The organism is Shigella sp. FC1661 (assembly GCF_001712525.1).
GTDB lineage: Bacteria > Pseudomonadota > Gammaproteobacteria > Enterobacterales > Enterobacteriaceae > Escherichia > Escherichia coli.
This window is the reverse complement of record NZ_MDGW01000591.1, coordinates 1-16,849: the sequence shown is the minus strand read 5'-3', so window position 1 is coordinate 16,849 and position 16,849 is coordinate 1. Positions and strand designations below refer to the sequence as shown.

The 16,849-nt window shown below is 50.4% G+C and carries 15 protein-coding genes and 2 pseudogenes; 8 read left to right on the top strand and 9 right to left on the bottom strand.

Annotated elements, in window-relative coordinates; all coding sequences use genetic code 11:
- Positions 1–360: integrase core domain-containing protein (locus BFF42_RS24765; protein WP_146753229.1), on the top strand; the 360-nt coding region annotated here is incomplete at its 5' end.
- A gap of 45 nt (positions 361–405) precedes the next feature.
- On the opposite strand, the pseudogene BFF42_RS24760 reads toward BFF42_RS24765, so the two are convergent.
- The 3 genes and pseudogenes from BFF42_RS24760 to pth form a co-directional block, all read right to left on the bottom strand.
- A pseudogene (locus tag BFF42_RS24760) lies at positions 406–3,058 on the bottom strand (autotransporter outer membrane beta-barrel domain-containing protein); the annotation flags it as partial.
- A gap of 766 nt (positions 3,059–3,824) precedes the next feature.
- Positions 3,825–4,916 (bottom strand): redox-regulated ATPase YchF, encoded by a 1,092-nt coding sequence (ychF, locus tag BFF42_RS24755; RefSeq protein ID WP_000505866.1) that lies wholly within the window; start codon positions 4,914–4,916, stop codon positions 3,825–3,827.
- Positions 4,917–5,032: 116 nt separating this feature from the next.
- Complete coding sequence (gene pth / locus BFF42_RS24750; protein ID WP_000152941.1) at positions 5,033–5,617, bottom strand: aminoacyl-tRNA hydrolase; 585 nt, start codon at positions 5,615–5,617, stop codon at positions 5,033–5,035.
- 277 nt (positions 5,618–5,894) lie between these two features.
- Between pth and ychH the strand changes: the two genes are divergently transcribed.
- Positions 5,895–6,173: a stress-induced protein YchH gene (ychH, locus tag BFF42_RS24745; protein ID WP_000823885.1), complete on the top strand. Its 279-nt coding sequence runs from the start codon at positions 5,895–5,897 to the stop codon at positions 6,171–6,173.
- 54 nt (positions 6,174–6,227) lie between these two features.
- On the opposite strand, the gene dauA is transcribed toward ychH, so the two are convergent.
- The 4 genes and pseudogenes from dauA to lolB form a co-directional block, all read right to left on the bottom strand.
- Complete coding sequence (gene dauA / locus BFF42_RS24740) at positions 6,228–7,907, bottom strand: C4-dicarboxylic acid transporter DauA (protein WP_001033336.1); 1,680 nt, start codon at positions 7,905–7,907, stop codon at positions 6,228–6,230.
- Positions 7,908–8,031: 124 nt separating this feature from the next.
- A complete protein-coding gene (gene prs, locus BFF42_RS24735) occupies positions 8,032–8,979 on the bottom strand; it encodes a ribose-phosphate diphosphokinase (RefSeq protein WP_012421410.1) in 948 nt (315 codons plus the stop codon).
- Between the two features lie 150 nt (positions 8,980–9,129).
- Positions 9,130–9,980, bottom strand: a pseudogene (gene ispE / locus BFF42_RS24730) (4-(cytidine 5'-diphospho)-2-C-methyl-D-erythritol kinase).
- On the bottom strand, positions 9,980–10,603 hold the full coding sequence (gene lolB, locus BFF42_RS24725; RefSeq protein WP_001130690.1) for a lipoprotein insertase outer membrane protein LolB: 624 nt from the start codon (positions 10,601–10,603) through the stop codon (positions 9,980–9,982). Before lolB ends, ispE begins: the two are co-directional and overlap by 1 nt.
- 213 nt (positions 10,604–10,816) lie before the next feature.
- Here lolB and hemA point away from each other — a divergent pair, with 213 nt between their 5' ends.
- The 6 genes from hemA to kdsA are packed head-to-tail and all read left to right on the top strand — an operon-like array spanning position 10,817 to position 16,122.
- Positions 10,817–12,073 carry a glutamyl-tRNA reductase gene (gene hemA / locus BFF42_RS24720; RefSeq protein ID WP_000173200.1) on the top strand — a complete coding sequence of 419 codons (1,257 nt, stop codon included), beginning with the start codon at positions 10,817–10,819 and terminating at the stop codon, positions 12,071–12,073.
- 41 nt (positions 12,074–12,114) lie between these two features.
- Entirely contained in the window at positions 12,115–13,197 is a 1,083-nt protein-coding gene (gene prfA, locus BFF42_RS24715; RefSeq protein ID WP_000804740.1) for a peptide chain release factor 1, read from the top strand.
- The gene (prmC, locus tag BFF42_RS24710; protein ID WP_000456467.1) at positions 13,197–14,030 is read left to right on the top strand and encodes a peptide chain release factor N(5)-glutamine methyltransferase; all 834 of its coding nucleotides are present in this window, start codon (positions 13,197–13,199) and stop codon (positions 14,028–14,030) included. The genes prfA and prmC overlap by 1 nt, the downstream gene beginning before the upstream one ends.
- Positions 14,027–14,419 (top strand): invasion regulator SirB2, encoded by a 393-nt coding sequence (gene sirB2, locus BFF42_RS24705; RefSeq protein ID WP_000200378.1) that lies wholly within the window; start codon positions 14,027–14,029, stop codon positions 14,417–14,419. The genes prmC and sirB2 overlap by 4 nt, the downstream gene beginning before the upstream one ends.
- A 3-nt stretch (positions 14,420–14,422) precedes the next feature.
- Complete coding sequence (sirB1, locus tag BFF42_RS24700; protein ID WP_001257044.1) at positions 14,423–15,232, top strand: invasion regulator SirB1; 810 nt, start codon at positions 14,423–14,425, stop codon at positions 15,230–15,232.
- A gap of 35 nt (positions 15,233–15,267) precedes the next feature.
- Complete coding sequence (gene kdsA, locus BFF42_RS24695) at positions 15,268–16,122, top strand: 3-deoxy-8-phosphooctulonate synthase (RefSeq protein ID WP_000811065.1); 855 nt, start codon at positions 15,268–15,270, stop codon at positions 16,120–16,122.
- Positions 16,123–16,269: 147 nt separating this feature from the next.
- On the opposite strand, the gene BFF42_RS24690 is transcribed toward kdsA, so the two are convergent.
- A complete protein-coding gene (locus BFF42_RS24690; RefSeq protein ID WP_000170954.1) occupies positions 16,270–16,377 on the bottom strand; it encodes a type I toxin-antitoxin system toxin Ldr family protein in 108 nt (35 codons plus the stop codon).
- A gap of 427 nt (positions 16,378–16,804) precedes the next feature.
- On the bottom strand, positions 16,805–16,849 hold the full coding sequence (locus BFF42_RS28510; RefSeq protein WP_114149160.1) for a hypothetical protein: 45 nt from the start codon (positions 16,847–16,849) through the stop codon (positions 16,805–16,807).

Sequence of the window (16,849 nt, the reverse complement as noted above, 5' to 3'; positions counted from 1 at the left end):
ACAGGTAAAGCCCTGTTTATGGCGCTCAGGAGCCAGCGCCCACCTGCCGGGCTAATCCACCACTCTGATCGAGGTTCACAGTACTGCGCATACGATTACCGGGTCATACAGGAGCAGTCTGGTCTGAAAACATCAATGTCGCGTAAAGGTCACTGTTACGACAACGCTCCGATGGAAAGCTTCTGGGGAACGCTGAAAAATGAGAGCCTGAGCCACTATCGTTTTAATAACCGGGATGAAGCCATCTCAGTAATACGGGAATACATTGAGATTTTCTACAATCGTCAGCGTCGTCACTCTCGTCTGGGGAATATCTCCCCGGCAGCCTTCAGGGAAAAATATCATCAGATGGCTGCTTAAAAAAAGAACAAATGGTAGTGTCCGCTATTGCCAGTACACCTCATTCACATAGACATTCAGCTGGCTGTTGCCTGCGGTGATGTCATACCCCAGTATCATGCTGGCACGCCCCAGCAGCGATTCGTAGTGATTCAGATGTATATTGAGGCCATTACTCGCCTTCATAGCCATCTCATTCTGGTGGCTGTATGTAAGCTGGGTTTGCGGCTCTATATAGAACCCATAACCAGTAGGGGACAGGTTGAACCTCTGCCCGGCTTCCAGGGAGATGCTCATTCCATTCGCAGTGCCGTTGGCGTTAACGCCGTTGTTATGACTGTCCAGTACGTGGAAACTATTTTTCTGGCGCGATGCTTTTATAACGAGATCGCTGTAAAAACCGTTTTGTGCCATGTAACTGGCGTACATTCCCATGTAGTCTGAACGTGCGGTACCGTCGCCTCCGCTATAGTCCGGCGATGCATGTGTTGAGCCAATATACAGACCGACATACAACGGCATTTCATCAGAGAGACGTTTATCCCCACCAAACTGGATACCGCTGTAACCCATGTCAAAGCCGCTCAGTTTGCCACTGGCAAAGGAGTCCAGGCTTCCCCCATAACTGTGCAACCAGATATTACCGTCTTTACTCTGATTTCGCAGGTCACCCATCCGTTGCATCAGCGTACGGTTTTCAACATAGTTCAATAAGTAACCGACATTGAGATAATTGCCGCCAGCATCTGCGGTCGTGGTGGGTTTAGGCGTGGGAGCGGGTTCAGGCGTAGGATCGGGGTTGACTATGGGAGGCTGAGCGGGAGCTGGTGTGGGTTCAGGATTAGGAGTCGGTTCCGGAACTGTCCCGGAAGCGTAAAGCTCCCAGTTAGTGCCATTTTTACGCACATCGTACAGATATCCCCCCCAACTCAACCTGAGAAGACGCGCTGAACGAGGCCGCGCCGTCAGTGGTTTTTACCACTGTCAGAACTTCATTTCCCGTTGTGGCCTCGCTGCCCTGGTTGCGGATAGCCAATACGTGATTACCAGCACTACTCCCGCTGATATTCAATAAATCCCCTTTATTATTAACGCCATTACCCTCGCCAACAACATCAGCACGCATAATAAAGGTACTGTTACCGCTCAGGTTCTCTACGTTTAATGTGGCAAATGTGCCGGCAGTTGACCCGTGGCTGGCAAAATCGACAGTTGAATGGCTCAGCGCCAGCGTGTCGAGATTAGAATTACTTGTTACGTTCCAGACGCTGTTATTCATTGCAACGTCCAGTTTTCCGCCATTGACATTATCGCTGAGGGAGGAACCTGTCCAAACCGACCCAGGGTGCATATCCAGATTGATTAGCCCACCTTTGGAAAAAACGCTACCGTTGATAAGCATACGACCCGAGGCGTTGATGCGGCTGGCGGCATAACCATCGTCATGTTGCATTGCAATGGCCATCTGGTCGGGTGTACTCATATCAATGACCAGATCGCTCGTGAGGTCGATCTGGCTGTTGGTCATGGCATAAATTCCCCTGGCTCCTGCCGCGCCGGTGATAGCCAAACTGTCTCCGGTTATTCTACCGCCGCTGAGCGCCCACAAACCCAGCGCCAGACTGCCATTACGATCAACTGTAATATCGGTATTTTGCATGTTGACAACAGCCGTTGCCGTCTGGGCCGAGGCACCATAAGAACCGCCGGAAAAGATGCTGTTTCGTTGCGCTGCCGTGCCAGAAAAATTGATTGTCGCGTCTGAACCACTGGTGACGAGGCCACCGCCCTGCGCGGAAGAAATATGGCTATCTGCACCGATAGTGGTTGTACCACCACGAACTTCGACGCCATTGGCCGCGGCTCCAGTTACATCAACAGTGAGTGCATTCGCGCTAACCTGGCCAAAGCTCCAGAGGCCGTGTGCATTATCGCCATTGGTTTTAATGGAACTGTTTGTTCCGAGATCGACAACAGAGTTTTTCTGTACGCTTATCCCCATGGCGCTGTAGCCCTGAACATCGATTGTCAGGTCTGTAGCCGTAAAACGCGCAGCACCATTGGCGTTATTGCCGTTGAGACCACCGATATAAACACCTGTACTTCCATCGGTCGTGATTTTACTTCCGCTTCCAAGATCGACACTGGTGCCATAGTCATTGATGGTTAGGCCTATACCGTTCGAGTTTTCAATGGTGAATTGAGTGGCTGTTAGTGTTGAGCTATGCCCAATAATGATGCCGTCATCGTTACTCTTAATGGTGCTGCCTGTGCCTAAGTCAGCATGGGTATAGTCACCAATTAAGTTAATGCCGATGGCAGAGGTTTGACCAACAACATCTACTGTGAGTCGGTTAGCTGTCAGGGAGCTGTTTTTGCCCTGAATAATGATTCCTTTTGCATATCCAGAGGCGTCGTTGACATTGACGGTGACATCATTACCCAGGTTGATATTGCCAGGCGTGTTTCCTGCTGGGGTCATTACACCATAGAGGTTTCCTGATGGATCGGCGGTATCTCCTGTAATTCTGTCACCATCATTAATAGTAATATTGGTGCCATATTGACTTCCTGTATCAGCAGCTATCAGCAGGGGGGAAAAGATAATTGCATTCAAACCAATAGCGCCAAATTTTATCAGTTGAATTGAGGGCGAACGGATTTTTAATTCAGCGAGACGATCTGCTTTGGTATTCCCATTGTGTTGTTTGATGCCCATACCACTCCTATATAGTACCCAGACTATGGGTCTATGGATTTTGTCATTTTGTTTAAATCAATGAATAATATCCTCTTATCATCATGATATTTGTATGGTGTAATCATGATGAGCTTCTCAGAGAATAATTCTCTATTACCGGGCAAAATCAGGACACAGGAATTAATATATATTTAACATCCCCCTTACAAAGGTGAGTTTATATCGACTTATTCCCTAAGTTGTCGTTACTTATTCCAATTCGTTACTATAAATATGGCAAAAATATTACAACAAACAGCGGTTAAAAAATTTGGTGAAGATTTTTTGTAATAATCCTAATTAGTTATGGGAATTTCGCTTGATGTATCTGCATAACAAAAACAATATGCGCCATTTTTGCATTACTAATAAGAAAAAGCAAAAAACATCGATATTCATTTTTGGTCAATGGGTTTTCTGGCCTATCGTTGTTATTGTGCTACTGGTTATCATTTTCATCTTGCCAGCATATTGGAGCGTGATCAATTTTGATCAGCTGTGAAGGTGGCTGATGTGTAGTGATACAAAAACTTACGTTATATCACTGCTAATGAGATATCCGTCATCTGAACACTTATGTCTTTAATTATTCTCGTGGTTCACTATAGGCAATAAGCACAAAAGTGTAGGATGTTACAAGAATGATTAGGACTCGGTGAAATGAAAAATCCACGCAATTGCGTGATTTTATATACTTTTGCGCTCTTCATGAGATTTAGCGAAACCTCATGAGACAATAAATTAATTAGACGTTGAAAAGGAAGTTCATCACATCGCCATCTTTCACGATGTAATCTTTACCTTCTGCACGCATTTTGCCTGCTTCTTTCGCGCCTTGTTCACCTTTGTAAGTGATGAAATCTTCAAACGAGATGGTTTGTGCACGGATAAAGCCTTTTTCAAAATCAGTATGGATTTTGCCCGCTGCCTGCGGCGCGGTTGCTCCAACCGGAATGGTCCATGCACGCACTTCTTTCACCCCAGCGGTGAAGTAAGTTTGCAGGTTCAGCAGCTTATAACCGGCACGGATCACACGGTTCAGGCCCGGCTCTTCCAGCCCAAGCTCCTGCATAAACTCGTCACGTTCTTCGTCGTCCAGTTCGGCAATGTCTGCTTCAACAGCAGCACAAACCGGAACCACAACAGAACCTTCTTTCGCCGCGATTTCACGCACCTGGTCAAGATATGGGTTGTTTTCAAAACCGTCTTCGTTGACGTTGGCGATGTACATTGTTGGTTTCAGCGTCAGGAAGCTCAGGTAACGAATAGCCGCTTTCTCTTCAGCGCTTAAATCCAGCGCGCGCAGCATACCTGCATTTTCCAACTGGGGCAGGCATTTTTCCAGGACCGCCAGCTCAGCTTTCGCGTCTTTATCGCCACCTTTGGCTTTCTTCTGTACGCGATGAATCGCACGTTCGCAGGTGTCGAGGTCTGCCAGCGCCAGTTCGGTGTTGATAACTTCAATATCGTCAGCCGGGTTAACTTTGCCGGAAACGTGAATGATGTTGTCATTTTCAAAGCAGCGAACAACGTGACCGATCGCTTCGGTTTCACGGATGTTGGTCAGGAACTGGTTACCCAGACCTTCGCCTTTCGATGCGCCTTTTACCAGACCGGCGATATCGACAAATTCCATGGTCGTGGGAAGCGTACGCTGCGGTTTTACGATTTCAGCCAGTTGATCCAGGCGAGGATCAGGCATTGGTACGACACCTGTGTTCGGCTCAATGGTGCAGAATGGAAAGTTGGCCGCTTCAATACCGGCTTTGGTCAGCGCGTTGAACAGGGTAGATTTCCCGACGTTGGGCAAACCGACGATACCGCATTTGAATCCCATGATTTAAATCACCTTAATATCTTAATAATCAACCTGTTATTGCTAACAGATTGCAGAAATGGAAATAACTTTGCCTATTATACACGGCACTCGGCAAAAATGCCGCAGACAACGACTTATTGCGCTTTAAAGGCGTGCAATCGGTTCGTTGCTTTGGTCAAGCCATCTGTAAACCACATTTCAGTACAACGCGCCGCTTCGTCAATGGCTTCATCAATTAACTTCTGTTCACTAACAGGCGGTTTGCCTAACACAAAACCGACAACTTTATTTTTATCGCCCGGATGACCGATTCCGATGCGTAAACGGTGAAAGTTAGGGTTATTACCCAATTTACTGATGATGTCTTTCAGTCCATTGTGACCACCATGGCCACCGCCCAATTTTAATTTGGCGACGCCAGGAGGCAGATCCAGTTCGTCGTGGGCCACCAGAATTTCGTCCGGATTAATGCGGAAAAAACTGGCCATCGCCGCAACGGCTTTGCCGCTGAGATTCATAAATGTAGTCGGGACTAACAGGCGGACATCTTCGCCTCCAAGAGTGACTCGCGAAGTATAACCAAAGAATTTAGCCTCTTCGCGCAGCGGAGCGCGCAAACGCTCTGCCAGTAAGTCAACGAACCAGGCACCAGCATTATGTCGCGTTGCGGCGTATTCAGCACCGGGGTTCGCCAGGCCGACAATCAATTTAATCGTCACGTTTTTTTGTCCTGAGTGTGTACATAACTGGCGCGTAGTTTACTGGTTGCGGCCCCGCTTGACAAAAAACTGCGTATCAAATGCAGATAACGTAATAATTGCCTGAGTGGACTATTAGAAAGTCAAGGTGTTCAGGCGTTTATTTGTAAAGTTTTGTTGAAATAAGGGTTGTAATTGTGATCACGCCCGCACATAACCCACAGGGTGTTGTCTATACTTTACACATAAGGAAGAGGGGTATTCCCTGTTACAACCCAGAAAGTTCCGGAGGTGACATATGAAACGCAAAAACGCTTCGTTACTCGGTAACGTGCTCATGGGGTTGGGTCTGGTGGTAATGGTGGTCGGCGTGGGGTATTCAATCCTCAACCAGTTACCACAGTTTAATATGCCCCAGTATTTCGCACATGGTGCAGTGCTAAGTATTTTCGTCGGTGCCATTCTCTGGCTGGCGGGTGCCCGTGTTGGCGGGCATGAACAGGTGTGCGACCGTTACTGGTGGGTTCGCCACTATGACAAACGTTGCCGCCGTAGCGATAATCGCCGTCATAGCTAACAAATAATGCAGTTTGCTGACCAGTCAGTTTGCGCTGACTGGTCAATCTCGTACTTATAAATCCGCCATCGCCGCGCGACGATTCGGGAAGAACGCGAGGCGTCCCGGGATCGGTTGAATGCCTGCGCGAGCCATAGTGCGCAGTGGCTGGAATTCCACGTTGCACACGCGCAGTTCACATCCTTCGGGCAGACGCTTCACAAAACGCTGGAACGCATCAAGACCACCAGCATCAAGTACCGGAACGGCATCCCACTTCAGAATCACAATCCGTTTGCCTTCAAGACGTGACTCCAGGTCCGTGAACAAGCCTTCAGCAGCAGCAAAAAACAGCGGGCCAATAACGCGCAGTACCAGAACATCGTCTGGAACATCTACGACTACCGGTGCCAGGCGAGTCATACGTGCGATACGACGCATAAACAGCAGCGATGCCAGCACGATCCCCACGCTGATGGCAATAACCATATCAAACAGCACGGTCAGCGACATGCACAGCAGCATGACAATGATGTCATCTTTCGGTGCATGACGCAGCAAGTCGACCACTTTATGCGCTTCACTCATGTTCCACGCCACCATCAACAGCAGGGCTGCCATAGCGGAAAGCGGCAGCCAGGAGAGCAGCGGTGCCAGTACCAGCAGGGCAAGAATAACCAGAATAGAGTGGATCACCGCTGAGATAGGGGAAGTTGCCCCGGCACGGACGTTAGCGGCAGAACGCGCGATGGCAGCTGTAGCGGTAATACCACCAAAGAATGGAGCGATAATATTCCCCAGTCCCTGTCCAACCAGTTCGCTGTTCGCCTTGTGTTTCGTCCCGGTCATACCATCCAGTACCACGGCGCAGAGCAGAGATTCGATTGCGCCGAGCATTGCCATTGAGAATGCCGCAGGCAGCAGTGTGCGAATAGAATCCCAGGTTAGCGTGAATTCTGAATTAGGCAGATCCCACGGCAGCACCAGTTGCGGCAGCAGTTGCGGAATACCGTTACCCTGAGAACCATCGGCCAGGACGTAGTGGAATTGCGAACCGATGGTAGCAACATGTCCGCCGAGCAGGTTAACAATCCCCATCACCGCGCAACCAGCCAGCAAGGCCGGAAGGTGACCGGGTAAACGAATGCCCAGACGCGGCCAAAAAACAAGAATACCTAGCGTCACAATGCCAATGGCAGCATCACCCACATTAATGGTCGGCAGCGCCATAAATAATGCGCCGACTTTTTGTAGATAATGTTCCGGGACATGGACCATTTGCAGACCGAGAAAATCTTTAATCTGCATGGTACCGATGGTGATCCCGATACCCGAGGTGAAACCTAAGGTGACGGAAACCGGAATATACTCAATCAGGCGACCAAAGCGTGCCAGACCCATCAGAATCAAAAAGATCCCCGACAGCAAGGCCGCAACCAGCAGTCCTGCCAGTCCAAACTGTTGCGACACGGGATAGAGAATTACCACAAATGCCGCAGTCGGACCGGAAACGCTAAAGCGTGACCCACCCGTCAGAGCAATGACAATCCCCGCAACAGCTGCGGTATATAAACCGTACTGGGGTGCCACACCACTACCAATAGCCAACGCCATCGCCAGCGGGATAGCAATAATCCCGACGGTTATCCCGGCAATCAGGTCACGGGTAAACCGTGCGGCAGTATATTTTTCTTTCCAGCAAGCGTCGATCAGAGCGCGGAAAGGCATCACATGTGAGGAAAATATTTTGTTCACAATAATGTTTCATCCGTGAGCGCATCATCTGTCAACTAAATGGCAGGTGAAGGAGGCATAGGTCATACAAATGGATATTACAGACAAAAAAACCCGCCGCAGCGGGTCTTTGAGCCGGGTTCGATTAGTGTTCGAACATGGCAGAGATCGATTCTTCGTTGCTGATACGACGAATCGCTTCGGCCAGCATACCTGACAGGGTCAGAGTACGCACGTTCGGCAGTGATTTGATTTCATCGCTCAGCGGAATGGTATCGCAGACAACGACTTCATCAATTACAGAGTTACGCAGGTTGTTCGCCGCGTTGCCAGAGAAGATCGGGTGAGTCGCGTACGCAAATACACGTTTAGCACCACGTTCTTTCAGAGCTTCAGCAGCTTTACACAGCGTACCGCCAGTGTCGATCATATCATCGACCAGTACGCAGTCACGACCTGCAACGTCACCGATGATATGCATCACCTGGGAAACGTTCGCACGCGGACGACGTTTGTCGATGATTGCCATATCGGTATCGTTCAGCAGCTTAGCGATAGCGCGGGCACGCACAACGCCGCCGATGTCCGGAGAAACCACAATTGGGTTATCCAGATTCAGCTGCAGCATGTCTTCCAGCAGGATCGGGCTACCAAATACGTTATCAACCGGAACGTCGAAGAAACCCTGAATCTGTTCAGCGTGCAGATCCACTGTCAGCACACGGTCAACACCGACGCTGGAGAGGAAGTCTGCAACCACTTTCGCAGTGATTGGTACACGAGCGGAACGGACGCGACGGTCCTGGCGCGCATAGCCAAAGTAGGGGATAACAGCGGTGATACGACCTGCGGAAGCACGACGCAGGGAATCAACCATAACGACTAATTCCATCAGGTTGTCGTTAGTAGGGGCACAAGTGGACTGGATGATGAAAATATCACCACCGCGTACATTTTCATTAATTTGTACGCTGACTTCGCCATCGCTAAAGCGACCTACAGCGGCGTCGCCGAGTGAAGTGTACAGGCGGTTGGCAATACGTTGTGCTAGTTCCGGGGTGGCGTTACCAGCAAAAAGCTTCATATCAGGCACGAGAAGAACCTCAGGCATGCGTCCATTGGTGGAAAGAATCTGCCGAAAACTGTGCGGGCCAGGCATGATCCTTTCCAGGCGGTGTATTAAAGAGCGCGATGCAACGTCTGGAACAAGGTGACGTTGTCACCGAAACTCAGCTTGCCCGGCTTAAAGCATGGCTCTGTGCAATGGGGAAAGATTAACGCCTTTCGCCACAAAGCCATTGAGCCATTCCGGGGCTTGCTCTAGCACCTGGCGGGCTTCAGACTCTGTATCAAATTCAGCAAAGACACAGGCCCCTGTCCCAGTCAGGCGCGACGGGGCGTATTCTAACAGCCAGGAAAGCACCGCATCAACCTCGCGAAAACGTTTTCTTGCGATAACCTCGCAATCATTGCTGAATTCACATTTTAGCAACGTTTCTATTGACCTTTTTGGCGTATTGCGCGGGAGTTCAGGATCTTTAAAAATCACCGGAGTCGGAATACTTACACCAGGGTGCGCCACCAGATACCACTTCTCTGGCGGATCCACCGGCGTTAGTATTTCACCAACGCCTTCGGCAAACGCGGCATGCCCCCGAACAAAGACAGGAACATCTGCGCCCAGCGTCAGCCCCATTTCCGCCAGCTCATCCATGCTTAGCCCGCATTGCCAGAGATGATTTAATGCCACCAGGACCGTCGCGGCATTGGATGAACCACCGCCGAGACCGCCGCCCATCGGCAAACGCTTGTCAATGCTGATATTCGCACCGCTTCCCGTCGGAAGCGCCCGCTGTCTGCCGCAGTTTTCATCAACAATCGCGCTGCGCGAACGATCAGGTTATCTTCATGTTCCACGCCTTCAACGGGCGTTAACAGACGAATATCCCCATCGTCACGAAGCTCAATGCTGATGGTGTCGCCGTAATCAAGAAACTGAAACAGCGTTTGCAGCGTGTGGTAACCATCCGCACGCTGACCGGTAATGTATAAAAACAGATTAAGTTTTGCCGGAGAGGGCCACTGTGTCCGCATTATTTCACTATCCAGTTATCCATTTTTAACTTGATGCGTTGACCACCGTCGGTGAGTTCCATATTGGCTGGCATCGCAGGATGCGTTTTGGTGTCATAACCACCATAAACAACCTTCCAGTTTTTGCCATTCTGGCTGTAGGTAATTTCGCTCAGGCGGTACTGGTCGTCCAGTTTGTAGTCGGTTGCATCACCCGGTAAACCTAAAATCCACTGGCGCAAGCTGTTGAGCGGAATTGGCATTCCGGTCAATTTGCCAATCATCTCTTCGGCGTCATCGGCGGTATAACGCTGACCTTTATTGTCGACTAACTGCACGTTACCCGGTTGAGCATTCAGCTCCAGTTCCGTGCTGCCCAATGGGTTAGTGAGCAGCAGACGGTAGCGATCCTGGCCGGTTTGCTGCCAGAAAAAGCGGGCGTACACTTTTTGTTGGTCAGAAATATAAGCGAACGCGCCGCGAGTCTGATACTGATTAAGATTGCGCACGTCTTGCTGATGCTGACGCCATTGTGGCGAATCCGGGCTTTTGCCAGGACCTTTGGGCGTGGTAACGGAACAGGCAGTGAGCACAAGAGCAGCCAGCGGTAGCAGGCGGATAAGACGAAAATCGGGCAGGGGCATAGTGATGACAAGTCCTTGAGATACGTTGCAGTTATAACCCTTAATGCTAGCGTTACCGTCCGCTATCGTCTATGTTCAAGTTGTCTTAATTGCCAGAATCTAACGGCTTTCGGCAATTACTCCAAAAGGGGGCGCTCTCTTTTATTGATCTTACGCATCCTGTATGATGCAAGCAGACTAACCCTATCAACGTTGGTATTATTTCCCGCAGACATGACCCTTTTAGCACTCGGTATCAACCATAAAACGGCACCTGTATCGCTGCGAGAACGTGTATCGTTTTCGCCGGATAAGCTCGATCAGGCGCTTGACAGCCTGCTTGCGCAGCCGATGGTGCAGGGCGGCGTGGTGCTGTCGACGTGCAACCGCACGGAACTTTATCTTAGCGTTGAAGAGCAGGATAACCTGCAAGAGGCGTTAATCCGCTGGCTTTGCGATTATCACAATCTTAATGAAGAAGATCTGCGTAAAAGCCTCTACTGGCATCAGGATAACGACGCGGTTAGCCATTTAATGCGTGTTGCCAGCGGCCTGGATTCACTGGTTCTTGGGGAGCCGCAGATCCTCGGTCAGGTTAAAAAAGCGTTTGCCGATTCGCAAAAAGGTCATATGAAGGCCAGCGAACTGGAACGCATGTTCCAGAAATCTTTCTCTGTAGCGAAACGCGTTCGCACTGAAACAGATATCGGTGCCAGTGCTGTGTCTGTCGCTTTTGCGGCTTGTACGCTGGCGCGGCAGATCTTTGAATCGCTCTCTACGGTCACAGTGTTGCTGGTAGGCGCGGGCGAAACCATCGAGCTGGTAGCGCGTCATCTGCGCGAACATAAAGTACAGAAGATGATTATCGCCAACCGCACTCGCGAACGTGCCCAAATTCTGGCAGATGAAGTTGGCGCGGAAGTGATTGCCCTGAGTGAGATCGACGAACGTCTGCGCGAAGCCGATATCATCATCAGTTCCACCGCCAGCCCGTTACCGATTATCGGGAAAGGCATGGTGGAGCGCGCATTAAAAAGTCGTCGTAACCAACCAATGCTGTTGGTGGATATTGCCGTTCCGCGCGATGTTGAGCCGGAAGTTGGCAAACTGGCGAATGCTTATCTTTATAGTGTGGACGATCTGCAAAGCATCATTTCGCACAACCTGGCGCAGCGTAAAGCCGCAGCGGTTGAGGCGGAAACTATTGTCGCTCAGGAAACCAGCGAATTTATGGCGTGGCTGCGAGCACAAAGCGCCAGCGAAACCATTCGCGAGTATCGCAGCCAGGCAGAGCACGTTCGCGATGAGTTAACCGCCAAAGCGTTAGCGGCCCTTGAGCAGGGCGGCGACGCGCAAGCCATTATGCAGGATCTGGCATGGAAACTGACTAACCGCTTGATCCATGCGCCAACGAAATCACTTCAACAGGCCGCCCGTGACGGGGATAACGAACGCCTGAATATTCTGCGCGACAGCCTCGGGCTGGAGTAGCAGTACATCATTTTCTTTTTTTACAGGGTGCATTTACGCCTATGAAGCCTTCTATCGTTGCCAAACTGGAAGCCCTGCATGAACGCCATGAAGAAGTTCAGGCGTTGCTGGGTGACGCGCAAACTATCGCCGACCAGGAACGTTTTCGCGCATTATCACGCGAATATGCGCAGTTAAGTGATGTTTCGCGCTGTTTTACCGACTGGCAACAGGTTCAGGAAGATATCGAAACCGCACAGATGATGCTCGATGATCCTGAAATGCGTGAGATGGCGCAGGATGAACTGCGCAAAGCTAAAGAAAAAAGCGAGCAACTGGAACAGCAATTACAGGTTCTGTTACTGCCAAAAGATCCTGATGACGAACGTAACGCCTTCCTCGAAGTCCGAGCCGGAACCGGCGGCGACGAAGCGGCGCTGTTCGCAGGCGATCTGTTCCGTATGTACAGCCGTTACGCCGAAGCCCGCCGCTGGCGGGTAGAAATCATGAGCGCCAGCGAGGGTGAACATGGTGGTTATAAAGAGATCATCGCCAAAATTAGCGGTGATGGTGTGTATGGTCGTCTGAAATTTGAATCTGGCGGTCATCGCGTGCAGCGTGTTCCTGCTACGGAATCGCAGGGTCGTATTCATACTTCTGCTTGTACCGTTGCGGTAATGCCAGAACTGCCTGACGCAGAACTGCCGGACATCAACCCAGCAGATTTACGCATTGATACTTTCCGCTCGTCAGGGGCGGGTGGTCAGCACGTTAATACCACCGATTCGGCAATTCGTATTACTCACTTGCCGACCGGGATTGTTGTTGAATGTCAGGATGAACGTTCACAACATAAAAACAAAGCGAAGGCGCTTTCAGTGCTCGGTGCTCGCATCCACGCTGCTGAAATGGCAAAACGCCAACAGGCCGAAGCGTCTACCCGTCGTAACCTGCTGGGGAGTGGCGATCGCAGCGACCGTAACCGTACTTACAATTTCCCGCAGGGGCGCGTTACCGATCACCGCATCAACCTGACGCTCTACCGCCTGGATGAAGTGATGGAAGGTAAGCTGGATATGCTGATTGAACCGATTATCCAGGAACATCAGGCCGACCAACTGGCGGCGTTGTCCGAGCAGGAATAATGGAATATCAACACTGGTTACGTGAAGCAATAAGCCAACTTCAGGCGAGCGAAAGCCCGCGGCGTGATGCTGAAATCCTGCTGGAGCATGTTACCGGCAGAGGGCGTACTTTTATTCTCGCCTTTGGTGAAACGCAGCTGACTGACGAACAATGTCAGCAACTTGATGCGCTACTGACACGTCGTCGCGATGGTGAACCCATTGCTCATTTAACCGGGGTGCGAGAATTCTGGTCGTTGCCGTTATTTGTTTCGCCAGCGACCTTAATTCCGCGCCCGGATACGGAGTGTCTGGTGGAGCAGGCACTGGCGCGGTTGCCTGAACAACCTTGCCGTATTCTTGATCTCGGGACGGGTACCGGGGCGATTGCGCTTGCGCTGGCTAGCGAGCGCCCGGACTGCGAAATTATCGCTGTAGATCGTATGCCTGATGCTGTCTCCCTGGCACAACGTAATGCCCAGCATCTGGCGATCAAAAATATCCACATTCTGCAAAGCGACTGGTTTAGCGCGCTAGCCGGGCAGCAGTTTGCGATGATTGTCAGCAATCCGCCGTATATTGACGAGCAGGACCCACATCTTCAACAAGGCGATGTCCGCTTTGAGCCGCTCACTGCGCTGGTTGCGGCAGACAGTGGAATGGCAGACATCGTGCATATCATCGAACAGTCGCGTAACGCGCTGGTATCCGGCGGCTTTCTGCTTCTGGAACATGGCTGGCAGCAGGGCGAAGCGGTGCGACAAGCATTTATCCTCGCGGGGTATCATGACGTCGAAACCTGCCGTGACTATGGTGATAACGAGCGCGTAACGCTCGGCCGCTATTATCAATGACAAGTTTTTCTACACTGCTTAGTGTTCATCTTATTAGTATCGCGCTTTCTGTTGGGCTATTAACCTTACGTTTCTGGCTACGTTATCAGAAGCATCCACAGGCATTTGCTCGCTGGACGCGCATTGTGCCGCCGGTTGTCGATACGGTGTTATTGTTAAGCGGCATTGCGTTGATGGCTAAAGCGCACATCCTGCCATTTTCCGGGCAGGCACAGTGGCTGACTGAAAAGCTGTTTGGAGTTATCATTTATATCGTTTTGGGTTTTATTGCACTCGATTATCGTCGTATGCACAGTCAGCAGGCGCGCATTATTGCCTTCCCGCTGGCGTTGGTGGTGCTGTACATCATCATTAAACTCGCCACCACAAAAGTACCGTTACTGGGGTAAGTCATGAGATCGTTAGCTGATTTCGAATTTAATAAAGCGCCATTGTGCGAAGGCATGATCCTGGCTTGCGAAGCAATCCGCCGCGATTTTCCCTCGCAAGATGTTTACGACGAACTGGAGCGTCTCGTTAGTCTGGCGAAGGAAGAAATCAGCCAGCTTCTGCCTTTAGAAGAGCAGCTGGAAAAACTGATCGCGCTGTTTTACGGCGACTGGGGATTTAAAGCCTCACGCGGCGTTTATCGTCTTTCCGATGCATTATGGCTGGACCAGGTGTTAAAGAATCGACAGGGCAGTGCGGTATCATTAGGTGCGGTTTTATTATGGGTCGCGAATCGTCTCGATTTGCCGCTGCTGCCGGTGATTTTCCCTACGCAGCTGATATTGCGCATTGAATGTCCGGATGGCGAAATTTGGCTGATTAATCCTTTTAACGGTGAATCGTTAAGCGAACATATGCTGGACGTATGGTTAAAGGGAAATATCAGCCCGTCGGCGGAACTGTTTTATGAAGACCTTGATGAAGCTGATAACATTGAGGTAATCCGCAAATTGCTGGATACACTCAAAGCCTCGTTGATGGAAGAAAATCAGATGGAGCTGGCGTTACGCACCAGCGAAGCTTTATTACAATTCAACCCTGAAGATCCCTATGAAATTCGCGATCGCGGGTTGATTTATGCGCAACTGGATTGCGAACACGTTGCGTTGAACGATTTAAGTTATTTCGTTGAACAGTGTCCGGAAGACCCGATCAGCGAAATGATCCGTGCGCAAATAAATAACATCGCGCATAAACATATTGTGCTGCATTAATTAATCGACATTTTACTCAAGATTAAGGCGATCCTATGAAACAAAAAGTGGTTAGCATTGGCGACATCAACGTAGCAAATGACCTGCCGTTCGTACTGTTTGGCGGTATGAACGTGCTGGAATCTCGCGATCTGGCGATGCGCATTTGCGAGCACTACGTAACTGTGACCCAGAAACTGGGTATCCCTTACGTGTTCAAAGCCTCTTTTGACAAAGCCAACCGCTCCTCCATCCACTCTTATCGTGGACCGGGCCTGGAAGAAGGGATGAAAATCTTCCAGGAGTTGAAGCAGACTTTTGGCGTGAAAATTATCACCGACGTTCACGAACCAAGTCAGGCACAGCCCGTTGCTGATGTCGTGGATGTGATTCAGTTGCCGGCGTTTCTTGCTCGCCAGACTGACCTGGTTGAAGCCATGGCGAAAACCGGTGCGGTAATTAACGTCAAGAAACCACAGTTTGTCAGCCCGGGACAGATGGGTAATATCGTTGATAAATTCAAAGAAGGCGGCAACGAAAAAGTGATTCTTTGCGATCGTGGTGCTAACTTCGGCTATGACAACCTGGTTGTCGATATGCTGGGCTTCAGCATTATGAAGAAAGTGTCTGGTAACTCGCCGGTGATTTTCGACGTGACCCACGCACTGCAATGCCGCGATCCGTTTGGCGCAGCTTCCGGTGGTCGTCGTGCTCAGGTGGCTGAGCTGGCACGAGCCGGTATGGCGGTAGGTCTGGCGGGGCTGTTTATTGAAGCGCATCCGGATCCGGAACATGCGAAATGTGATGGTCCATCCGCGCTGCCGCTGGCTAAACTGGAACCGTTCCTCAAGCAGATGAAAGCGATTGATGATCTGGTGAAAGGTTTCGAAGAACTGGATACCAGCAAGTAATCTTTTTTGCTTGAAAAATAAAGTCTTAGCGTTCTGCGTTAAGACTTTTTCATGGGTGCCAGATACAAAAAAGGCCGCAGGCTGTTACCCCTGCGGCCGGTTTCGGGCGCATATTGCCATCACGGCAGCCTGACGCCCGTTTTCACCTTACTTCCGGTTACGCCACCAGCCGACAATCGCTGCGGTAATAATTCCCGCCAGGATCGGTGCTGCCAGGTCGTGCCAGAAAATCATGGCAAACTGCGCGAGCGTCATATAGCCGCCTTGTTGTAATGACAACATTTTGCGGCTATTCTTGAATTGTTCTGGTTCAAGATTAGCCCCCGTTCTATTGTCAGGTTAAACCTCTCAACGTGCGGGGGTTTTCTCTTTCCAGCAACCAATGCCACCAGGGATAAAGCCCCCGCAACATTGCGCCTCACCGGATAACGCCGGCTTGATGTGGATACTACGTCTCAATTCATCTTCACTTCATCCCTGAAATGTTTGCAATGAAGAGTGCATTCCGGTTTTTCAACAGCTGTTACAGTCGTTTCATGAGTGCTCTGGATGATGCTTCCAGCTCGGGTTGCCAATATTTACTTGTGGAAGAGATAAAGACAAAAATGGCCGCAGGCTGTTACCCCTGCGGCCGGTTTCGGGCGCATATTGCCATCACGGCAGCCTGACGCCCGTTTTCACCTTACTTCCGGTTACGCCACCAGCCGACAATCGCTGCGGTAATAAT